At 70.8% G+C, this 20,037-nt stretch carries 17 protein-coding genes; 13 read left to right on the top strand and 4 right to left on the bottom strand.

The features are described 5' to 3' along the window. Positions 1-502: 502 nt before the first annotated feature. A complete protein-coding gene (gene norR, locus IPG65_RS10465; protein WP_293189162.1) occupies positions 503-2,077 on the bottom strand; it encodes a nitric oxide reductase transcriptional regulator NorR in 1,575 nt (524 codons plus the stop codon). Positions 2,078-2,304: 227 nt separating this feature from the next. On the opposite strand from norR, the gene ytfE reads away from it, so the two are divergent. Next, the gene (gene ytfE, locus IPG65_RS10460) at positions 2,305-2,982 is read left to right on the top strand and encodes an iron-sulfur cluster repair protein YtfE (protein WP_293189160.1); all 678 of its coding nucleotides are present in this window, start codon (positions 2,305-2,307) and stop codon (positions 2,980-2,982) included. A 22-nt stretch (positions 2,983-3,004) separates the two neighbouring features. Then, positions 3,005-5,284 (top strand): nitric-oxide reductase large subunit, encoded by a 2,280-nt coding sequence (locus IPG65_RS10455; protein ID WP_293189158.1) that lies wholly within the window; start codon positions 3,005-3,007, stop codon positions 5,282-5,284. A gap of 139 nt (positions 5,285-5,423) precedes the next feature. Here IPG65_RS10455 and ettA read toward each other — a convergent pair whose 3' ends face one another. Next, a complete protein-coding gene (gene ettA / locus IPG65_RS10450) occupies positions 5,424-7,085 on the bottom strand; it encodes an energy-dependent translational throttle protein EttA (protein WP_293189156.1) in 1,662 nt (553 codons plus the stop codon). A gap of 368 nt (positions 7,086-7,453) precedes the next feature. On the opposite strand from ettA, the gene IPG65_RS10445 reads away from it, so the two are divergent. Continuing rightward, entirely contained in the window at positions 7,454-9,271 is a 1,818-nt protein-coding gene (locus IPG65_RS10445; RefSeq protein ID WP_293189154.1) for a DEAD/DEAH box helicase, read from the top strand. 50 nt (positions 9,272-9,321) lie between these two features. On the opposite strand, the gene IPG65_RS10440 is transcribed toward IPG65_RS10445, so the two are convergent. Beyond that, positions 9,322-10,263 carry a LysR family transcriptional regulator gene (locus IPG65_RS10440; RefSeq protein WP_293189152.1) on the bottom strand — a complete coding sequence of 314 codons (942 nt, stop codon included), beginning with the start codon at positions 10,261-10,263 and terminating at the stop codon, positions 9,322-9,324. Between the two features lie 103 nt (positions 10,264-10,366). On the opposite strand from IPG65_RS10440, the gene IPG65_RS10435 reads away from it, so the two are divergent. After that, a complete protein-coding gene (locus tag IPG65_RS10435; RefSeq protein WP_293189150.1) occupies positions 10,367-11,125 on the top strand; it encodes a sulfite exporter TauE/SafE family protein in 759 nt (252 codons plus the stop codon). A 126-nt stretch (positions 11,126-11,251) separates the two neighbouring features. Here the strand turns inward: IPG65_RS10435 and IPG65_RS10430 are convergent, their stop codons facing one another. Then, positions 11,252-11,638 (bottom strand): hypothetical protein, encoded by a 387-nt coding sequence (locus tag IPG65_RS10430; RefSeq protein ID WP_293189148.1) that lies wholly within the window; start codon positions 11,636-11,638, stop codon positions 11,252-11,254. Positions 11,639-11,766: 128 nt separating this feature from the next. On the opposite strand from IPG65_RS10430, the gene IPG65_RS10425 reads away from it, so the two are divergent. The 9 genes from IPG65_RS10425 (at position 11,767) to IPG65_RS10385 (ending at position 19,934) form a co-directional block, all read left to right on the top strand. After that, on the top strand, positions 11,767-12,618 hold the full coding sequence (locus IPG65_RS10425; protein ID WP_293189146.1) for a hypothetical protein: 852 nt from the start codon (positions 11,767-11,769) through the stop codon (positions 12,616-12,618). Positions 12,619-12,818: 200 nt separating this feature from the next. Next, positions 12,819-13,418, top strand: a complete 600-nt coding sequence (locus IPG65_RS10420) for a sigma-70 family RNA polymerase sigma factor (RefSeq protein WP_293189145.1) — start codon at positions 12,819-12,821, stop codon at positions 13,416-13,418. A gap of 49 nt (positions 13,419-13,467) precedes the next feature. Continuing rightward, positions 13,468-14,646, top strand: a complete 1,179-nt coding sequence (locus IPG65_RS10415; RefSeq protein WP_293189143.1) for an ankyrin repeat domain-containing protein — start codon at positions 13,468-13,470, stop codon at positions 14,644-14,646. Between the two features lie 219 nt (positions 14,647-14,865). Further along, the gene (locus tag IPG65_RS10410; protein WP_293189141.1) at positions 14,866-15,645 is read left to right on the top strand and encodes an SDR family NAD(P)-dependent oxidoreductase; all 780 of its coding nucleotides are present in this window, start codon (positions 14,866-14,868) and stop codon (positions 15,643-15,645) included. Positions 15,646-15,674: 29 nt separating this feature from the next. Beyond that, positions 15,675-16,124: a lactoylglutathione lyase gene (gene gloA / locus IPG65_RS10405; protein ID WP_293189139.1), complete on the top strand. Its 450-nt coding sequence runs from the start codon at positions 15,675-15,677 to the stop codon at positions 16,122-16,124. A gap of 392 nt (positions 16,125-16,516) precedes the next feature. Beyond that, positions 16,517-17,092 (top strand): TetR/AcrR family transcriptional regulator, encoded by a 576-nt coding sequence (locus IPG65_RS10400; protein WP_293189137.1) that lies wholly within the window; start codon positions 16,517-16,519, stop codon positions 17,090-17,092. A 71-nt stretch (positions 17,093-17,163) separates the two neighbouring features. Beyond that, positions 17,164-17,868, top strand: coding sequence for an SDR family oxidoreductase (locus tag IPG65_RS10395; protein WP_293190057.1), 705 nt, complete (start codon positions 17,164-17,166; stop codon positions 17,866-17,868). Positions 17,869-17,870: 2 nt separating this feature from the next. Continuing rightward, positions 17,871-19,277 carry an MFS transporter gene (locus IPG65_RS10390; RefSeq protein WP_293189135.1) on the top strand — a complete coding sequence of 469 codons (1,407 nt, stop codon included), beginning with the start codon at positions 17,871-17,873 and terminating at the stop codon, positions 19,275-19,277. Positions 19,278-19,367: 90 nt separating this feature from the next. Next, a complete protein-coding gene (locus tag IPG65_RS10385; RefSeq protein WP_293189133.1) occupies positions 19,368-19,934 on the top strand; it encodes a PaaI family thioesterase in 567 nt (188 codons plus the stop codon). The last annotated feature ends 103 nt before the right edge of the window (positions 19,935-20,037 follow it).

Here is a 20,037-nt window from a genome sequence, read left to right as displayed (position 1 = left end):
CTGGCGAACCCTGCGGCCGTCCCGATTTGGTGCAGAAAATGACGCGCGGCGGGCCAGACGCACCAAAGCGAGCCGCGCCCGGGCCGGAGCATGCACGATTCCAAGGATAAATCGGCATTAGCCCGTGCCAGCATTGCGTCAGTCGCTATCATTTTTATATGTTGCGCGATTCGCGGTGGATCACCCTGGAAACGGCAGTTGAACGCGCCCGCCAGTGCCGTGATTGGCGTGGCAGGCAAGGGTGAACGCCGCGGCTCCACAGGCGCCTGCGCGCCTGTGGACGGCCCGCGCCCTGCAAGGGAGACGACGCGACGCACTGTTGTGCGCAAGGAGGAGCAACGCCGCATGGCGCGGCGAGCGCGGTGCTGGCGGGCGCGTAGCGCTCTCACCCGAAAGGTGAAGGTCATCGAAGCCGTCGAGGTCAATGCTCACGCGGCTTTCCCGAGGGTGACAAGCGGTCAACTCTGCCGTTTCTAGGATCATGCAGCCCCCTTCGTCCTGATCAGGCCGGCCCGGCGCTGGCCTTGAGCCCCAGCCGCCGGGCCAGCTTGTGCAGGTTGCTCGGATCGATCTCCAGCGCGCGCGCCGCGCGATTCCAGTTGTCCGCGTGGCCGGCCAGCGCCTGGCGGATGGCCTCGCGCTGGGCCACGTCGACGATGCCGCGCATCGACCGCGGCGCCGCGTCGCCGGCCGACGGCACCGGCGCCGCCTGCGCATCCGGCGCGGCGACGGCGGGCACTCCCAGGTCCAGGTCGAGTTGGTCGGCCTCCAGCGTCACGATGTCGCTGCGCCGGGCGCCGCGGCTCAGGGCCTTGAGCGCGGCGCGGCTGACGACGTGCTCCAGCTCCCGCACGTTGCCCGGCCAGGGGTAGCGGCGCAGGGCTTCGTCCGACGCGGCCGACAGCCGCAGGCTGCGCAGGCCCAGGCGGGCGCGGTTCAGCTCCAGGAAGCGCCCGGCCAGCAGCAGCACGTCGTTGCCGCGCTCGCGCAGCGGCGGGATCGGGATCGGGTAGACCGACAGCCGGTGGTACAGGTCGGCGCGGAAGGCGCCGTCGCGCACCTGCTCGCGCAGGCTGCGGTTGGTGGCGGCGATCACGCGCACGTCCACGCGCTTGGGCTTGTCAGCGCCCAGGCGCTGGATCTCGCCGTTCTGCAGCGTGCGCAGCAGCTTGGCCTGCAGCGCCAGCGGCAGCTCGCCCACCTCGTCCAGGAACAGCGTGCCGCCCTCGGCGGCCTCGAAGCGGCCGGGCCGCTCGCTCACCGCGCCCGAGAACGCGCCGCGCACGTGGCCGAACAGCTCGCTCTCGGCCAGCGATTCGGGCAGCGCCGCGCAGTTGACGTGCACCAGCGGCCGGGCCGCGCGCCGCGACAGCCGGTGCAGCCGGTGCGCGAACAGCTCCTTGCCGACGCCGGTCTCGCCCAGCAGCAGCACCGGCAGCTCGGTGTCGGCCACCACCTGCAGCTCGTGCAGCAGGCGCGCGATGGCCTCGCTCTGGCCCACCATGTCGCCGTCCTCGCGCGAGGCCGCGTGGCCCGAGCCCGGCGCGCCGGCCGACTGCTGGGCGGCGCGCAGCGCCACCTCCAGCCGCGTCAGGCGCACCACCGCCTCGACCAGCGCCACCAGTTGCGCCAGTTCCTGCCGCGCTCGCGCGTCGAAAGTGCCCACCACCAGCGCGTCCAGGGTCAGCACGCCCCAGCGCTGGCCCTCCACGTCCAGCGCCACGCCCATGCAGTCGTGCACGTGCAGCGGCTCGCCGGGGCGCTCGATCACCAGGCCGTCGTAGGGGTCGGGCAGGCCGCTGTCGTGGTGGAAGCAGGTGATCTCGCGCCGCCGCAGGATGGCGGCCAGGCGCGGGTGCTCCTTGACGGCGAAGCGCCGGCCCAGCGCGTCGCTGGACAGCCCGTCCACGGCCACCGGCCGCAGGAACTCGCCGTCGCCGTCCAGGCGCAGCAAGGCCACGGCGCCACAACGGAAGTGCAGGCGCAGCGTCTCGGTCAACCGTTGCTGGCGCACGCCGGCCGGCAGGTCCACCGCCAAGTCGGTCAGCAGCAAGGCATTGACTGCATTCATGGTCATAAATACCTTTTAATGGTTTGTTTAACCATTATTAGATCAGGTTGTTTTTACCATTATATTCGCAACCCATTGAATTGAAAAGGATTTTTTCTGGCTTGTCGATTGCATCGTGATGAAGGCCGGCAACGGCACTCACTTCCGGAGGAATTCACCACCATGACCCCACGCTTGCCACCCACCCGCGCGCCGGGCGCGCGCCCCGAGTCCCCCTCACCCAAGGAGCCCTCATGAACTACCTGGACCAATCGCTGGGCCACCTGGCCCGCCGCATCCCGGGCGCCACGCGCCTGTTCGGCGACCACCGCCTCGACTTCTGCTGCGCGGGCAACCGCACGCTGCGCACGGCGGCGCATGCCGCCGGCATCGACGCCAGGCCCATCGCCGCCGAGCTGCAGGTCCTGCATCGGCGCGCCGGCACCGCGCCGGACCGCGACTGGAGCGCGGCCACCGACGCCGAGCTGGTCGATCACATCCTCACCCGCTACCACGAGGTGCACCGCGAGCAACTGCCGGAGCTGATCCGGCTGGCGCGCAAGGTGGAGCAGGTGCATGGCGAACGCGCCACCTGCCCGCACGGCCTGGCCGACCACCTGCAGGCCCTGGCGCTGGAGCTCGTGAGCCACATGCGCAAGGAAGAAATGGTGCTGTTCCCGCTGATCGCGCAAGGCCAGGGCGAGATGGTCGCCATGCCGATCGGCGTGATGCGCCTGGAGCACGACGGCCACGGCGCCGAGCTGCGCCGCCTGGAGGCGCTGACCCGCGGCATCACCCCGCCGCCCGGCGCCTGCACCACGTGGCGCGCGCTCTACGCGGGCCTGCGCGCCTTCCGCCGGGACCTGATGGCGCACATCCACACCGAGAACAACATCCTGTTCGAGCGCTTCGCGCCGGCGCAGGTGCATTGACACAAGAAAAGGAGAGACCATCATGGGTCCGTACAAAAAACACTGGTTCACGCTGATCGGCCTGTGCATCGCGATGTTCTCGCTGCTGGGCTACTTCGGCGTCGACATCTACCGCTCGGCGCCGCCGGTTCCCGCCCAGGTCGCTACCACCCAGGGCCAGGCGCTGTTCACCGAGAAGGACATCCTGGACGGCCAGACCGCCTGGCAGTCGGTGGGCGGCATGCAACTGGGCTCGATCTGGGGCCACGGCGCCTACCAGGCGCCCGACTGGACGGCCGACTGGCTGCACCGCGAGCTGAGCGCCTGGCTCGACCTGACCGCCCAGGAGCGCCACGGCAAGGCCTACGCGGAACTGGACGAAAGCCGCCAGGGCGCGCTGCGCGCCGAGCTGAAGGCCGAGTACCGCAAGAACCGCGTCGACGCCTCGAACCACCTGGTGGTGAGCGCGCGCCGCGCCCAGGCCATCGCGCAGACAGCGGCCTACTACGACCAGCTCTTCTCGGCCGATCCGGCGTTCAGGAAGACCCGCCAGAGCTTCGCCATGAAGGAAGACACGCTGCCCAGCGCCGAGCGGCGCCAGCAGCTCGCGCGCTTCTTCTTCTGGACCGCCTGGGCCGCCGCCACCGAGCGCCCCGACAGCCGCGTGACCTACACCAACAACTGGCCGCACGAGCCGCTGATCGGCAACGTGCCCAGCAGCGAGAACGTGGTGTGGTCGATCGCCAGCGTGGTGGTGCTGCTGGCAGGCGTGGGCTTCCTGATCTGGGGCTGGTCCTTCCTGCGCCGCCATGACGAGCCCCACCCGGAAGCGCCGGCGCGCGACCCGCTGACCAGCTTCGCCCTCACGCCCTCGCAGCGCGCGCTGGGCAAGTACCTGTTCCTGGTGGTGGCGCTGTTCGTGTTCCAGGTGTTCCTGGGCGGCTTCACGGCGCACTACACCGTGGAAGGACAGCACTTCTACGGCATCGACGTGTCGCAGTGGCTGCCCTACGCGCTCACGCGCACCTGGCACATCCAGAGCGCGCTGTTCTGGATCGCCACCGGCTTCCTGGCCGTGGGCCTGTTCCTGGCGCCGGTGATCAACGGCGGCAAGGATCCGAAGTTCCAGAAGCTGGGCGTGGACGTGCTGTTCTGGGCGCTGGTGTTCGTGTGCGTCGGCTCCTTCGTCGGCAACTACCTGGCCATCGCGCACATCATGCCGGCCGAGTGGAACTTCTGGCTCGGCCACCAGGGTTACGAGTACGTGGACCTGGGCCGCGTCTGGCAGATCCTCAAGTACGTCGGCATCCTGCTGTGGCTGGTGCTGATGCTGCGCGGCGTGCTGCCGGCGCTGTTCAGGCGCAACGGCGAGGACAAGAACCTGCTGGCGCTGCTCACCGCCTCGGTGGGCGCCATCGGCCTGTTCTACGGCGCCGGCCTGTTCTACGGCGAGCGCACCAACCTGTCGGTGATGGAGTACTGGCGCTGGTGGGTGGTGCACCTGTGGGTGGAAGGCTTCTTCGAAGTGTTCGCCACCACGGCGCTGGCCTTCGTGTTCAGCAGCATGGGGCTGGTGTCGCGGTCGATGGCCACCTCGGCCAGCCTGGCCTCGGCCTCGCTGTTCATGCTGGGCGGCATTCCGGGCACCTTCCACCACCTGTACTTCGCGGGCACCACCACGCCGGTGATGGCGGTGGGCGCCGCCTTCAGCGCGCTCGAAGTGGTGCCGCTGATCGTGCTGGGCCACGAGGCCTGGGAAAACTGGCGCCTGAAGACCCGCGCGCCGTGGATGGCCAACCTGAAGTGGCCCCTGGCCTGCTTCGTCGCCGTGGCGTTCTGGAACATGCTGGGCGCGGGCGTTTTTGGCTTCATGATCAACCCGCCGATCTCGCTGTACTACATCCAGGGGCTGAACACCACGCCGGTGCATGCGCACGCCGCGCTGTTCGGGGTCTACGGCTTTCTGGCCCTGGGCTTCACGCTGATGGTGCTGCGCTACGTGCGGCCGCGGTTCGTGTTCAGCGAAGGGCTGATGAAGACCGCCTTCTGGGGCCTGAACGCCGGCCTGGTGCTGATGATCACCACCAGCCTGCTGCCCATCGGCGTGATCCAGTTCCACGCCAGCGTGACCGAGGGCCTGTGGTGGGCGCGCAGCGAGGCGTTCATGCAGCAGCCGCTCCTGCAGACGCTGCGCTGGGTGCGCACCTTCGGCGACGTGGTGTTCATCGTCGGCGCGGTGGCGATGGCCTGGCAGGTGGTCATCGGCCTGATGGGCCGTGGCGCCACGAGCCCCGCGGAACCCCTGTTGCAACCCGCCAGGTAGCGCGGCATGCGGGCCGCGCGGGATCGTCCTGCGCGTGCCCCGTACCTCTCTCGACGATGAAAAATCGCGTGCCCGGCGACCCGGTGCACGCGATTTTTTTGGCGCGGCGGCGGAGCGAAGTCCGCCCGGCCCCAGGCGCTTACTTCAGCGCCTTGAACCTCACCCGGTGCGGCCGCGCGCCCTCCTCGCCCAGGCGCTTCTTCTTGTCGGCCTCGTACTCCTGGTAGTTGCCGTTGAAGAACACCCACTGGCTGTCGCCCTCGGCGGCCAGGATGTGGGTGCAGATGCGGTCGAGGAACCAGCGGTCGTGGCTGATGACCATCACGCTGCCGGCAAATTCCAGCAGTGCGTCTTCCAGCGCGCGCAGGGTTTCCACGTCCAGGTCGTTCGACGGCTCGTCCAGCAGCAGCACGTTGCCGCCCTGCAGCAGCGTCTTGGCCAGGTGCAGGCGGCCGCGTTCGCCGCCCGACAGCGTGCCGACGCGCTTCTGCTGGTCGCCACCGTTGAAGTTGAAGCGCCCGCAGTAGGCGCGGCTGGGCATCTGGAACTTGCCGACGGTGATGATGTCCAGGCCGCCGGAGATGTCTTCCCACACGGTCTTGTCGTTGGCCAGGTCGTCGCGGCTCTGGTCGACGAAGGCCATCTTGACCGTCTGGCCGATCACGACCTCGCCGCTGTCGGGCTTCTCGCGCCCGGCGATCAGCTTGAACAGCGTGGACTTGCCCGCGCCGTTGGGGCCGATGATGCCGACGATGGCGCCGGCCGGCACCTTGAAGCTGAGGTTGTCGATCAGCAGGCGCTCGCCGAAGCTCTTGCTGACGTTGGTGAACTCGAACACCTCGTGGCCCAGCCGCTCGGCCACGGGGATGAAGATTTCCTGCGTCTCGTTGCGGCGCTGGTACTCGTAGTCGCTCAGTTCCTCGAAGCGCGCCAGGCGCGCCTTGGACTTGGCCTGGCGGCCCTTGGGGTTCTGGCGCGCCCACTCCAGCTCCTTCTTCATGGCCTTGGTGCGGGCGTCCTCGGTGCGCTGCTCCTGCTCCAGGCGCGCTTCCTTCTGCTCCAGCCAGGTGCTGTAGTTGCCCTTGTACGGGTGGCCCTGGCCGCGGTCGAGTTCCAGGATCCACTCGGCGGCGTTGTCCAGGAAGTAGCGGTCGTGCGTGATGGCGACCACGGTGCCGGTGAAGCGCTTGAGGAAGATCTCCAGCCATTCGACGCTTTCGGCGTCCAGGTGGTTGGTGGGCTCGTCGAGCAGCAGCATGTCGGGCTTGGACAGCAGCAGCTTGCACAGCGCCACGCGGCGCTTCTCGCCGCCGGAGAGCTGGCCGACCACGGCGTCCCACGGCGGCAGGCGCAGCGCGTCGGCGGCGATCTCCAGCTGGTGCTCGCTGTCGGTGCCGGCGGCGGCGATCACCGCCTCCAGCCGGCCCTGCTCATCGCTTAAGCGCTCGAAGTCGGCGTCGGGCTCGGCGTAGGCGGCATAGATCTCCTCCAGCCGCGCCTTGGCGGCGTTGACCTCGCCCATCGCCAGCTCGACCTCCTGGCGCACGGTGTGGGCCGGGTCCAGTTGCGGCTCCTGCGGCAGGTAGCCGATGTCCAGGCCGGGCATGGGCGTGGCCTCGCCCTCGATCTCCTTGTCGATGCCGGCCATGATCTTCAGCAGCGTCGACTTGCCCGAGCCGTTGAGGCCCAGCACGCCGATCTTGGCGCCGGGGAAGAAGCTGAGCGAGATGTCCTTCAGGATCTGCCGCTTGGGCGGCACGATCTTGCCGACGCGGTTCATGGTGAAGACGTACTGGGCCATGGATATACTCTTAAATTAATAGCTGTTGGCGCAACATGGACGCCGGCTGGCGGCCAAAAACGCTTGAAATCTCTGGGGGAGGCAGGGACGGGACGGCGTGGTGCTCGGGCGGCCTGCGGCCGCGCGCCGTTCGGCGGTGATTATCGGCGCTGTGGGCGGCCCGCACCCGGCGTGCGATAATGCCGGCGCTGGCGGATCACCAGTCCCCCGCTTCAGCCAGCCCTTCCGCTGGGGCCCCTTTCAAGGCACTCAAGCCTTTTCAGGCGCCCACCCAAGAAGAACCCGCTTCAAGCCTTCCCTGACTGGCCGGCACCCGCCGGAACAGGTTTGACGCTCCCGCGCCGCGACGAGACCGGCGCCACCATCCGATGAACTTTGACGATCTGAACCTGGCGCCGGCCATCCTGAAAGCGGTGCACGAGCAGGGCTACACCCAGCCCACCCCCATCCAGGCGCAAGCCATTCCCGCGGTGCTCGAAGGGCACGACCTGCTGGCCGGCGCGCAGACCGGCACCGGCAAGACGGCCGGCTTCACGCTGCCCATGCTGCAGTTGCTGTCCACCCGCCCGGCGGCGCGGCCCGGCGCCATCCGCGCGCTGGTGCTCACGCCCACGCGCGAGCTGGCCGCGCAGGTCGAGGAAGCCGTGCGCGCCTACGGCAAGCACGTGGACCTGAACTCCACCGTCATCTTCGGCGGCGTCGGCATGAACCCGCAGATCGACCGCATCCGCGCCGGCTGTGACATCCTGGTGGCCACGCCCGGCCGCCTGCTCGACCTGGAGCAGCAGGGTCACCTGAACCTGTCCCACGTCGAGATCCTGGTGCTGGACGAAGCCGACCGCATGCTGGACATGGGCTTCATCCACGACGTCAAGAAAGTGCTGGCCCTGCTGCCCAAGGCCAAGCAGAGCCTGCTGTTCTCGGCCACCTTCAGCGACGAGATCCGCCAGCTCGCCGGCAACCTGCTGAAGGACCCCAAGAGCATCCAGGTCACGCCGCCCAACACCACGGTCGAGCGCATCCAGCAGGTCATCTACCCCGTCGGCCGCGCGCGCAAGAAGGACGTGCTGGCCCACCTGATCGGCGACAACGACTGGAGCCAGGTGCTGGTCTTCACCCGCACCAAGTTCGGCGCCAACCACGTCGCCGACTACCTGACCAAGCACGGCGTCAAGGCCATGGCGCTGCACGGCAACAAGAGCCAGAGCGCCCGCACCCAGGCGCTGGCCGACTTCAAGAGCGGCGAGTTGCGCGCCCTGGTGGCCACCGACATCGCCGCGCGCGGCATCGACATCGACGAGCTGCCGCACGTCGTCAACTTCGACATCCCCAACGTGCCCGAGGACTACGTGCACCGCATCGGCCGCACCGGCCGCGCCGGCGCCAGCGGTGAGGCCGTCAGCCTGGTCTGCATGGACGAGGAAGGCTTCATGCACGAGATCGAGCGCTTCACGCGCCAGCAGATCCCGGTGCGCATCCTCGACGGCTTCGGCCCCGACGAAGGCGAGCGCGCCGAGCCCATCGCCATGGGCCGCCAGACCCTGTGGGGCGGCCTCGGCAAGCCGCCCAGCCGCGAGGTGATGCAGGCCGCCGCCCGCGCCGCGCGCCAGGACATGATGCAGCGCATCCGCGACAACAAGGCCGCCCAGGCCCCGCGCGGTGGGCGCGGCCAGCAGCCGGCCCGTGCGGCCCAGGCGCCGCGCGCCCGGGGCGAGGACGGCCAGGACGGCGCGTTCGCCGCCGCCCCGCAGGCCGGCGAGCCGCGCCAGGGCGATGGCGCCGCCCGCGGTGATCGCGGCCGCAACCGCCGCCGCGGGCGCGGCGGCAACGGCCAGGGCAACTTTCCGCAGGACGCCCGCCCCAATGCGCAGGGCCACGCCGGCCCGGCCCACCACGCCCCGCGCGCGCCGGACCCCGGCTACGAGGAAGAGGACGACCGCGACCTTGAACGCCTGCCGCGCCACATCGACCCGCTGCAGACCAACCTGCACGGCCGCCGCAACGCGCCGCGCGGCCCCAGCCACGGCGCCGTGGGCCAGCCTGACCCGATGCGCACCAGCATCGACCTGATGGGCAACAAGGGCGGCGGACGCAACCGCAACCGGCCCCCGTCGGGCGGCAGCCGGGGTGGCTTCGGCGGCGGTGGTGGCGGCGGCGGCAACCGCCGGGGCGGCTTCGGGCGCTGACGCGCCGCGCCTGCCGAGGTTTTCAAGCCTTTTAGGCCACCAGCCCTCGTCTATTCTACGCCGCCAGCTATCTTTTCGATAGTTTTCGCCATCGCTCCGACCCCGTCCGCAGCATCCAGCAGGTAGCGCGCCAGGCGCGCGGCCGGCGGCGGCAGCGCGTCCCACCAGCGCGCGCACACCACCAGTTGCCGCGCCGCCCAGGCATCGCCCAGGGCCACGCGGCGCAGGCCGGCGCCGCGCGCCTCGCGCTCGGCCACGGCGCGCGGCACGATGGCCACGCCCGCGCCCCGGCCCACCATGCGGCACACCGCCTCCAGGCTGCCCAGGCGCACCCGGCAGGGCAGCGCCCGCCCCAGGCGGCGCGCCTGCGCCGTCACCAGCGCCTGCAGGGCGTTGTGCTCGTGCAGGCCCAGGAAGGGCTCGTCCACCACGTCCTCCAGCCGCACGCGCCGCCGCCCGGCCAGGGCGTGGCCGCGCGGCGTGACCAGCACCAGCGGGTCGGCGCGCCACACGGCGCACTGCAGCCCGGTCGCGTCGGCCGCGTCGGACATCACGCCCAGATCGGCCCGCGCCTGCCGCAGCGCATCGGCGATCTGGTCGCTGGCGCGCTCCTCCATGTCGAGCGAATAGCCGGGATGCGCGGCCAGAAAGCGCGCCAGCGACCCCGGCAGGTGGGCCGTGGCCGCCGAGGTGTTGGCCAGCAGGCGCACGTGGCCCTTGGGGCCGCCCGAATGCTGCGCCATCTCGCCCCGCAGCAGATCGACCTGTGCCAGCACCCGGCGCGCGTGATCGGCCAGCGTCAGGCCGGCCGGCGTGGGGCGCACGCCGCGCCGCTCGCGCACCAGCAGCGGCGTGCCCAGGGCCGCTTCCAGGGCCTGCACGCGGGCGCTGGCCGAAGCGAGCGTGAGGGGCATGCGCGCCGCGCCGGCGGTGATGCTGCCGGTGTCGTGGATGTGCAGGAACAGCCGCAGGTCGGTCAGGTCGAAGTGCATGTCCGAACGCTAGCACGCCCGCGGCCAGCCTCAGCCATGGACTGAGGCCGGGTCTGGCGATCGCGCATGGCCAGGCCCGCGGGCAGCGCCCAGAATCGGCGCCATGACCGACCTCGCCGCCTCGCCCGCCCTGCTCTGGCTCTTCTGCGCCGCCGTGTTCATCGCCGCCGGCATCGTCAAGGGCGTGGTCGGCCTGGGCCTGCCCACGCTGTCGATGGCGCTGCTGGCGCTGGCCATGGCGCCGGCGCAGGCGGCGGCGCTGCTGATCCTGCCGTCGCTGGTCACCAACGTGCAACAGATGCTGCCGCGCGCCACGCTGCGCCCGCTGCTCGGCCGGCTGTGGCCGCTGCAGGCGGGCGTGTGCGCCGGCACGCTGGCGGGCGCGTGGCTGCTGGGTGCGCCGGCCGGCGCCGGGGCCGCGCTGGCGCTGGGCCTGGCGCTGATGGTCTACGCGGCCTGGGGCCTGTCGGGCGCGCGGCTGCCGCGCGTGCCGGCCCGGGCCGAGGCCGCGCTGGGGCCGCTGGCGGGCGGCGCGACCGGCTTGGTGACGGCCGCCACCGGCGTCTTCGTGGTGCCGGCGGTGCCCTACCTGCAGGCGCTGGGGATGACGCGCGACGAGCTGGTGCAGGCCATGGGCCTGTCGTTCACCGTCTCCACCGTGGCGCTGGCGGCCGGCCTGGCGCTGAACGGCCAGATGCCAGCGGCCGTGCTGGGCGGTTCGGCGCTGATGCTGCCGCCGGCGCTGGCGGGCATGGCGCTGGGGCAGTGGCTGCGCCCGAGGCTGTCGGCCGTGCGCTTCCGGCAATGCTTCATGGGCGCGCTGGCCTTGCTGGGGCTGCACATGGCTTGGCGGGCGCTGTAAAGCAGTCAGTCCACGACGATCACGCGCCTGACGCGCCGCGCGCCGCCATCGCATGGCGCCCAAAAAGCCCGATGGCTGCGGAGCAAGCCATGCCAGCAACCGCAGCGTGTGGAGCCTGGGGGTGGGTCATTTCACGCGCACGAACAGCGTTTCCAGCGGCTCTTCGCCCACCTGCCGGCTGCGGTGGCCGTGCAGGCGCGGGTCGAACGCGGAGCCCTCGGGCAGCGTGTCGTTGGAGTAGAAGCACTCGCCCGGCCCGAAGACGCGCGCGCTGCCGTCCTGCAGGCCGATCTCCATGCGCCCATGCAGCACCACCAGCCATTGCGGCGTGGTGGTGCAGTGAAAGCCGCTCTCGAACCCGACCGGGCTGTGCCGCCACTGGCAGCCCGTGGACGCCGCCAGCGCCGACAGGCGCGAGGCCGGTGTGCCCTCGGTGAGCGGGATGGCCACGTCGCGGAAGCGCGCGCGGCCGTCGGCGGTGGTGTAGAGTTCGGTTTGGGTCAGGGTGGTCATGGGGCGGTCCGGCGGATCGCGGCCAGTGTAGCGATAACCACTCATTACAACTTCGCGCCGCCGCGCCAACCCCGCGCCCGCGCCGCCGCCGTTCAAGCAAGCTCCCCTTCACTGATGCGGAGCCCTTGATGAAACCTCTCTCCCGCCTCCTCACCGCCGCCAGCCTGGCCGCTGGCGCGCTGCTCGCCGCCGCGCCGGCGCACGCCGTCGGCCGCCTGGTCGATCTCGACGTGATCGACCGCGACACCGGCGCGCGGCTGCCCGTCTACCGCCACCAGGGCGACTACTGGATCGCCGGGCGCCCTGGCGCGCGCTATGCCGTGCAGGTGCGCAACGCCACGGGCGGCCGCGTGCTGGGCGTGATGTCGGTGGACGGGGTGAACGTGCTGTCGGGCGACACCGCCGCCTGGGACCAGGCCGGCTACGTGCTCTCCCCCTTGCAGACCACCCAGGTCACCGGCTGGCGCAAGAGCGACGCCGAGGTGGCGGCCTTCCACTTCACCGGGCTGCCCCACTCGTATGCCGCGCGCACCGGACGGCCGCGGGACGTGGGCGTGATCGGCGTCGCGGTGTTCCGCGAGAAGCCGCTGCCGCCGCCGCCGGTCTACCGCCCCGCGCCGCGCTGGGAAGCGCCCGCCGCGGGCGAGTCCGCCGACGCCCTGGAGCGCGAGGGCGCCGCCAAGTCCGCCCCCGCCGCCGAGGCCCCGATGGACGCCGTGCGCAGCGCCCGCGCCGCCCCACAGGCCGCGCCGCGCCTGGGCACGGGCCACGGCGAGCGCGAAAGCTCCCACGTGACGCACACCCGCTTCGAGCGCCGCGCCGGCCAGCCGGACGAAGTCATCACCCTGCGCTACGACAGCCGCGACAACCTGCTGGCGATGGGCGTCATTCCCCGCCCGCCCAGCGGCCCGCGCCGGCCCGACGCCTTCCCCGAATCGCCCAGCGCCGGCTACGTGCCGGACCCCCCGGCATGGCGGTGAAACGGCCCACCCCCAGGCTCCACACGCTTCGCGTTGTTCCGCCTCCTCCCTCAAGGGGGCACCGCCAGCGGCCCGGCGGAGCCGGGCCGCCGCGGTTGCTGGCATGGCTTGCTCCGCAGCCATCGGGCTCTTTGGGCGCCATGCGATGGCGGCGCGCAGCGCGGTGCGGTAGCCGGGAGGGCTTGGCCATAATCCGGCGCATGTCCTCCCCGGCCGCGCCCGAAGACGAGCAGCTCATGGCCGCCTACGCCGCCGGGGACGCGCGCGCCTTCGAGATGCTGTACGACCGCCATGAGGCGCGCCTGTGGAGCTACGTGCTGCGCAGCGTCGGCGACGCCGCCAACGCCGACGAGCTGGCGCAGGAGGTGTGGTTCAGCGTCGCCCGCCAGGCCGGCGCCTACCGCCCCACGGCCGGCGCGGCCGGCCGGCCGACGGCGCGCTTTTCCACCTGGCTGTTCACCCTGGCGCGCCACCGCGTCATCGACCACCTGCGCGCCCGGCGCCCCCACGCCCGCCTCGACGACGACCTGGGCGACGGCCAGACCCTGGCCGACACGCTGGCCGCGCCCTCGGGCTTCGGCCCGCTGCGCCGCGTCGAGACGCGCGAGCAGGCCGCCCAGCTGCTGGCCGCGCTCGACGCCCTGCCGCCGGCCCAGCGCGAAGCCTTCCTGCTGCAGGCCGAGGCCGGCATGGGCGTGGCCGAGATCGCCGCCGCCACCGGCGTCGGCCCCGAGACCGCCAAGAGCCGCCTGCGCTATGCCCGCGCCGCCCTGCGCCGGGCGCTGGAGCACATCGCATGAACCGGCTGGGCCGCTCCCAAGGCGAATACCGCAGCGCGGAGGTACTCCCATGACCCAGCCGCCGCTCCCTGACGACGACCTGCTGGCGCGCTACCGCGAGGCCAGCGCGCTGGCGGGCGACCGGCCCGATCCGCAACTGCGCGCCGCCGTGCTGGCCCAGGCCCGGATCCTGGCCTGGCGGTACGCCGACGCCGGCGAGGACCCCACTTTGGCCGGATCCGGTATCGCTCCTGAAAACATAGCTATTGGCGCAGACGGGACGCCGGCTGAGGTCGGTTTTTCTTCAGAACCGCTGGCTCCGATGCCGGTGGAAGCCGCCAACGACCGGCACTGGCGCATCCCCGCCCTCGCCAGCGTCGCCGTGCTGGGGTTGGCCGGCCTGCTGGCGCTGCAGTTCGACCGCAGCCCGCCGCACGAGCAGGCCGTGGCCACCGGCCGGCCGCCGGCCGCGTCGGCCGCCGCCGAGGCGTCCCCGCCCCTTCCGGCGCCGCAGTCCGCCCCGGTCCCTGAAGCGGCCGAGACGCCGAAGGCCGACGCCGCGCCGTCCCCCGACACGGCCACCCCTCCCGCGCCGCCGCAGGCACCCGCGCTGGTGCCCGAGCCGGCGCCGGAGGCCACGCGCGCGGCGCGGCCCGCGCCGCGCGCCGAAGCCGAGCGCGCCGCGCGCAGCGCCCGCCCCGCCACCGCCCCCACCGACAAAACGGCCAAGGCCGCCCACCCGCCGCCCGTCAGCGCCGCGCCGGTCCCGCGCCGCGAACGCCCCGCCCCGGCGGCGGCTGCGCCGGACGCGGCCCGGCGGGCCAAAGCCGTGGCGCGCCCGCCCGAGGCCGCGGCCGCCACCGCGCCGCCCATGCCGCCGCCGGCCCCGCCTGCCGCGGAAGCGGCCGAAGCCGAGGCGCCCTTCCTCACGGCCCCGGTGCAGCGCAATGCCGTGCGGCCGGCGGCGCCGATCGCGCTCACCCCGGCCCAGCGCCTGCTGGCCGCCGCCACGCACGGGCAGACGGACGCCGTGCAAGGCGCGCTGGGCCTGGGCGCCCCGGCCGACGCGGCCGACGGCGCCGGCCGCACCGCGCTCATGCTGGCGGCGCGGCGCGGCAGCGTGGACATCGCCCGCTTGCTGACCGAGGCCGGCGCCGACCGGCGGCGCACCGACCGCCAGGGCCTGACCGCCGCCGACCACGCCCGCCGCGCCGGCCACGAGGCCCTGGCCCGCTGGCTGGAGGAATGACCACCCCCGTGGCTCCACTCGCTGCGCGATGTTTCGCCTCCCCCCTCAAGGGGGCGCACCCATTGGCCGGGGGGACCCCGGCCAGGGGTGCACTGGCGTGGCCTGCTCCGCGGCCTTTTGCTCCTCTGTGCTCGATGTCCAGCGGATCGTGCGTGGCGTGCGGCGCCCTGGACAACTGAGAAGATCGAGCCCCTGCGCAACTTCACATTCCACCGCTCCATGACCGCTGCCCCCTCCATCTCCTTCGGCCTGCAGGGCCGTGTCGCCATCGTCACCGGCGGCGCGCAGGGCATCGGCGAGGCCTGCGCGCGCCGCTTCGCGCGCGAGGGCGCGCGGGTCGTCATCGCCGACGTGGCCGACGCGCGCGGGCAGGCGCTGGCGGACGAACTGGGCGCGCGCTACGTGCATTGCGACGTGGGCGACAAGGCGCAGGTCGATGCCCTGGTCGCCCAGGCGGTGCAGGCGCACGGCCGCATCGACGTGCTGGTCAACAACGCGGGCATCTTCCGCGCCGCCGATTTCCTCGACGTGACCGAGGAAGACTTCGACGCCGTGCTGCGCGTCAACCTGAAGGGCGCCTTCCTGGTCGGGCAGGCCGTGGCGCGCGAGATGGCCCGGGCCAGGCGCGGCAGCATCGTCAACATGAGTTCGGTCAACAGCGTGCTGGCGATCCCCGGCATCGCCAGCTACAACGTCAGCAAGGGCGGCCTCAACCAGCTCACCCGCGCCATGGCGCTGGCGCTGGCCGACCAGGGCATCCGCGTCAACGCGGTCGGCCCCGGCACCATCGCCACCGAACTGGCGACCCAGGCGGTGCTGACCAGCGAGGACGCCAGGCGCCGGATCCTGATGCGCACGCCGCTCAAGCGCCTGGGCGAGCCGGCCGAGGTCGCCGACGTGGTGGCCTTCCTGGCCAGCGACGCGGCCAGCTACATCACGGGCGAGATCGTCATGGTCGACGGCGGCCGCATGGCGCTGAACTACACGGTGCCGGCGTGAGGGCCTGAGCCGGCCCATAATCCGCCGCCATGAGACTGCTCCACACCATGCTGCGCGTCGGCGACCTGCAGCGCTCCATCGACTTCTACACCCGCGTCCTCGGCATGCAACTGCTGCGCACGTCCGAGAACCCGGAGTACAAGTATTCGCTCGCCTTCGTCGGCTACGACGGCGGCAACCCCGGCCAGGCCGAGATCGAGCTGACCTGCAACTGGGGCACCACCGAATACGAGCTGGGCACCGCCTACGGCCACGTCGCCCTGGGCGTGCCCGATGCCCACGCGGCCTGCGAGAAGATCAGGGCCGCCGGCGGCCAAGTCACGCGCGAGGCCGGGCCGGTGTTGGGTGGCAGCACCGTCATCGCCTTCGTGACGGACCCCGATGGCTACAAGATCGAATTAATACAAACAGAATCAACAACTTACGACGACAGACGCCATTCAGACGCCAAAAATGCCGATCCGCTGCGTAGCGCGTAGCAGATAAGCGACAGAAGCCCGTACAAGCGGGCTTCTGTTTTTGTACGGTGATGGCGCGCAGCCATGGCTACCGACTTCCGCTCCCGGCAAGGAACTGCCGTCCAACTCGCGGTGCCGACCGTCAACTCAGACTGATCTGAGTCATTCGTGCCCGGTGGCCCCAGCGGCGGCTGCGATCATCACCGGACTTTCGGCGGGCAGCGGCTCGTATGACCGCTGCGCCCGCGAGACTGGGTGCTCAAAGTGGCGCGGTCGTGGTCTGGTCGTGAATGACAGATCGGAGGCGGAACCAACGGGCACTGCCGACCCAAGGACGACACTCACCATCCGCGAAAGCGGGCCGTCGACCGCAGTTGACGCGAGAATATTATGAACGTAATATTACGATCATCATGTCAGCCACCACCAGCCGAAAGGAACTGACCCACGACCGCATCCTGGATGCAGCGTCGCGTGCAATTCGCCGCGCTGGCTACGACGGCGTCGGTCTGGCTACCATCATGAAAGAGGCCGGCCTGACGCATGGCGGCTTCTATGCCCACTTCGCATCCCGCGATGCTCTGTTGGCCGAGGCCACGCAGCGTGCTGGTCGCGACACCGGGGCCGTGCTCGTCGATCGGCTGCGCCAGGCGCAGGCCCAAGGGATGAGTCCGTTCTCCGCGCTGGTGCACACCTACCTGGCTGATGCGCAACTCGAGAATGCCGAGTGCGGTTGCGTGGTCGCCGCGTTGGCCTCCGAAATCCCGCGCCAGTCCGAAGAGGTCGCCAGCGCAGCCCGCGCCCGCGTGCTGGGGCTGGTCGAATTGGTGCGCCGCACCCTTCCTGCCGGTGCCGACCCGGCGCAAGCCCAAGTGGTCGCGGCCACCCTGGTCGGCGCGCTGCAACTGGCGCGCACGTTGCAGGGCAAGGCGGGGAGAGCTTGGCTAGCGAACGTGCGGGACAAATTGATCCACCAGTACGACACCTGACACGTCGGTACAAGCCGACGCCGCGCTTTTGCGTGCCGACGAATATGACGATCATCATTTTAAGGAGCATCATGCAACTTGACAACGCCACCGTCCTCATCACCGGCGCCAATCGCGGCATCGGACTCGCGTTCGCCCAGGCCGCCCTGGCGCGCGGTGCACGCAAGGTATACGCCGGTGCACGGGACCCGAAGAGCGTTACGCTGCCCGGCGTCACGCCGATCCAGCTCGACGTGAACTCTCCTACCGACATCGCCGCCGCCGTCGAGGCAGCCGGCGACGTGACGGTGGTCATCAACAACGCCGGCATCGCACAGTTCACCAGCCTCCTCGCGGCGGATGCCGAGGCCAGTTTGCGCCAGCAACTGGAGACCAACGTGTTTGGCGTGTTGCGCATCAGCCGCGCGTTCGCGCCGGTGCTGGCCGCCAACGGCGGCGGCGCGCTGCTCAACGTGGCTTCGGTCACCAGCTGGATCACCAGTCCGGCGCTGGCCGCGTACGCGGTGGCGAAGTCGGCCACCTGGAGCCTCAGCAACGGACTGCGCAACGAGTTGCGGGGCCAGAAGACCCAGGTGCTGACCCTGCACATGGCCTTTGTCGACACCGACATGACCCAGGGCATTGCCAGCCCCAAGTCGACGCCGGACGACATCGTCGCCAGGGCGTTCGACGCGCTCGAAGCCGGCGCCGACGAGGTGCTGGCAGACGAGGTGACGCAACAGGTCCAGCTCGGCTTGTCAGCGCAGCCTGGCGTGTACCTGCAGGCGCGGGGCTGAACATGACCGCCGCCGCCAGCACCCCGGCTCTTCGTGCATCCGCTCCCACGTCTGCGTGGCCCGTGTTCTGGGTCGCCAGCATCGCCACCTTCCTGGTGTCGCTCGACACGACGATGCTGTTCGCCGCATTCGACCCCCTGCGGCATGCTTTCGCCGACGCTTCGACGGCGGATCTATCGTGGGTGCTGAACGCCTACACGGTGGTGTACGCCACGATGCTGATTCCTGCGGGCGGCCTGGCCGACACGCATGGGCGCAAGCGCGTGTTCCTGATCGGCGTAGCGCTGTTCCTGGCGGCCTCGGCGGCCTGCGGTCTGGCGGGCAGCGTGGGCTGGCTGATCGCGGCGCGGGTGGCACAGGCCGTCGGCGCGGCGCTGCTGACGCCGGCATCGCTGTCGATCGTGCTGGCGGCGTTTCCACAGGACAAGCGCGCGGTGGTCGTGAGCCTCTGGGGCGCGGTCGGTGGGCTCGCGGCCGCGGTGGGGCCGAGTGCAGGCAGCTTGGTGATTGACCACTTCGGCTGGCCCTGGGCGTTCTACATCAACCTTCCCCTCGGTGGCCTGGCCTTGTGGCGCGGTGCGTCGCTGTTGAACGAATCGGAAAGGTCCAGCGAGCGTCGACGGGTGGATGGCGTCGGCATGGCCTTGCTGATGCTGGCGGTGGGTGCGGTCACCCTGGCCATCGTCGAGTCCGAGGTGCCGACCTGGAGCCGCATGGAACTCGCGATCATGGGTACGACCGGGTTGATCGCCGCCGGTGCCTTCGTTGCGTGGGCGCGCAGGGCAAAGGCGCCGCTGGTGGACCTGGCACTGTTCCACAACCGCACCTACCGCTACGTCAATCTCGCCACGCTGGCCTTCGGCACGGCGTTCTCGATGATGTTCCTGAGCTTGTTCTTCTACATGATGAACGTCTGGCACTTCAGCCTGCCGCAGGCCGGCCTGGCGGTCACCCCCGGGCCGCTGCTCGTGATGCCGACGGCCATCGTCACCGGTCGCCTGGCGACACGGCTGGGGCATCGCCGCTTCCTGGTCGGCGGTTCGTTGCTGTATGCCTGCAGCAGCCTGTGGTTCCTGCTCGTACCGGGGACCGAGCCGCAATATCTGTCGCTCTGGCTTCCCGGTCTGATGATGAGTGGCATCGCGGTCGGCCTGGTGCTGCCATCGCTCTCCGCTGCGGCCGTGAGCCGCTTGCCGGTGGCGCACTACGCCGTCGGCAGTGCGGTCAACCAGGCCACGCGTCAGATCGGCTCGGTGCTCGGCGTGGCGCTCACCGTGGCGTTGCTGGGCCATGCAGCGCTGCAACGCACGGACTTCAATGCGCTGTATGCCCTGCATGGAGCGCTGGCGCTGCTCACGGGCTTGCTCTGCCTGCCGGTGAACACGAAGCCGGGGGCGGCGCAGCCGTGAACATGGCTGCTCAATGCGATGTCGATGTTGGGTCTTGCAGAAGCGGACCGGCATCACGATCACTTTTTCACACCATCAGTTGGATCCCTTATGTCGATTGAGAACACGGTCGAAGCCATGTTGAGCGCCTGGCAGGCGCAATTGGAGCAGGTGAGGCGGCGCAGGCTCGAACGCGGCGGAGGTCATGCCGGCCTGGCCCATCCGCATCAGATTCAAGGCAAGACAGGTCTGGAGGTGATGACCGCCTTGCTCGAAGGCGACTTGCCCCATCCGTACATGGCCGATACCTTCGACTGTGAACTGGTCGAGTTGGGTGATGGGCGCGCGGTCTTTCAGGCGACTCCGCAGCTCAAGCACTACAACCCGCTGGGTTCGGTGCATGGCGGCTGGTACGCGACCTTGCTGGACTTCGCATTGGGATGTGCCGTGCAGACCAAGCTGCCCGCCGGACGCAGCTACACCACCAGCCAGATCAATCTCAACATCGTCCGGGCGGCCAACACACAGACCGGCCCGCTGCGTTGCGTGGGGACCGCGCTTCACGTCGGGCGCCAAGTCGGCACGTCTGAAGCAAGGATCGTCGGCCCCGACGGGAAGCTCTATGCCCATGCGACAACCACCTGCGCCATCTTTGAGTCTCCGCCTTCTGCGCGTTGACTCGGAAAGACCCGATTCCTTCGGGCGCTCACCCCTGGCGATCCGCCATGGCCCGATCAACCCGTGGCAGCCCATTCGGGTCCGCCACGACCAGGAAGAACCC

This window comes from Ottowia sp. (genome assembly GCF_016703145.1).
GTDB lineage: Bacteria > Pseudomonadota > Gammaproteobacteria > Burkholderiales > Burkholderiaceae_C > Ottowia.
This window is presented reverse-complemented; position numbering and strand designations above follow the sequence as displayed.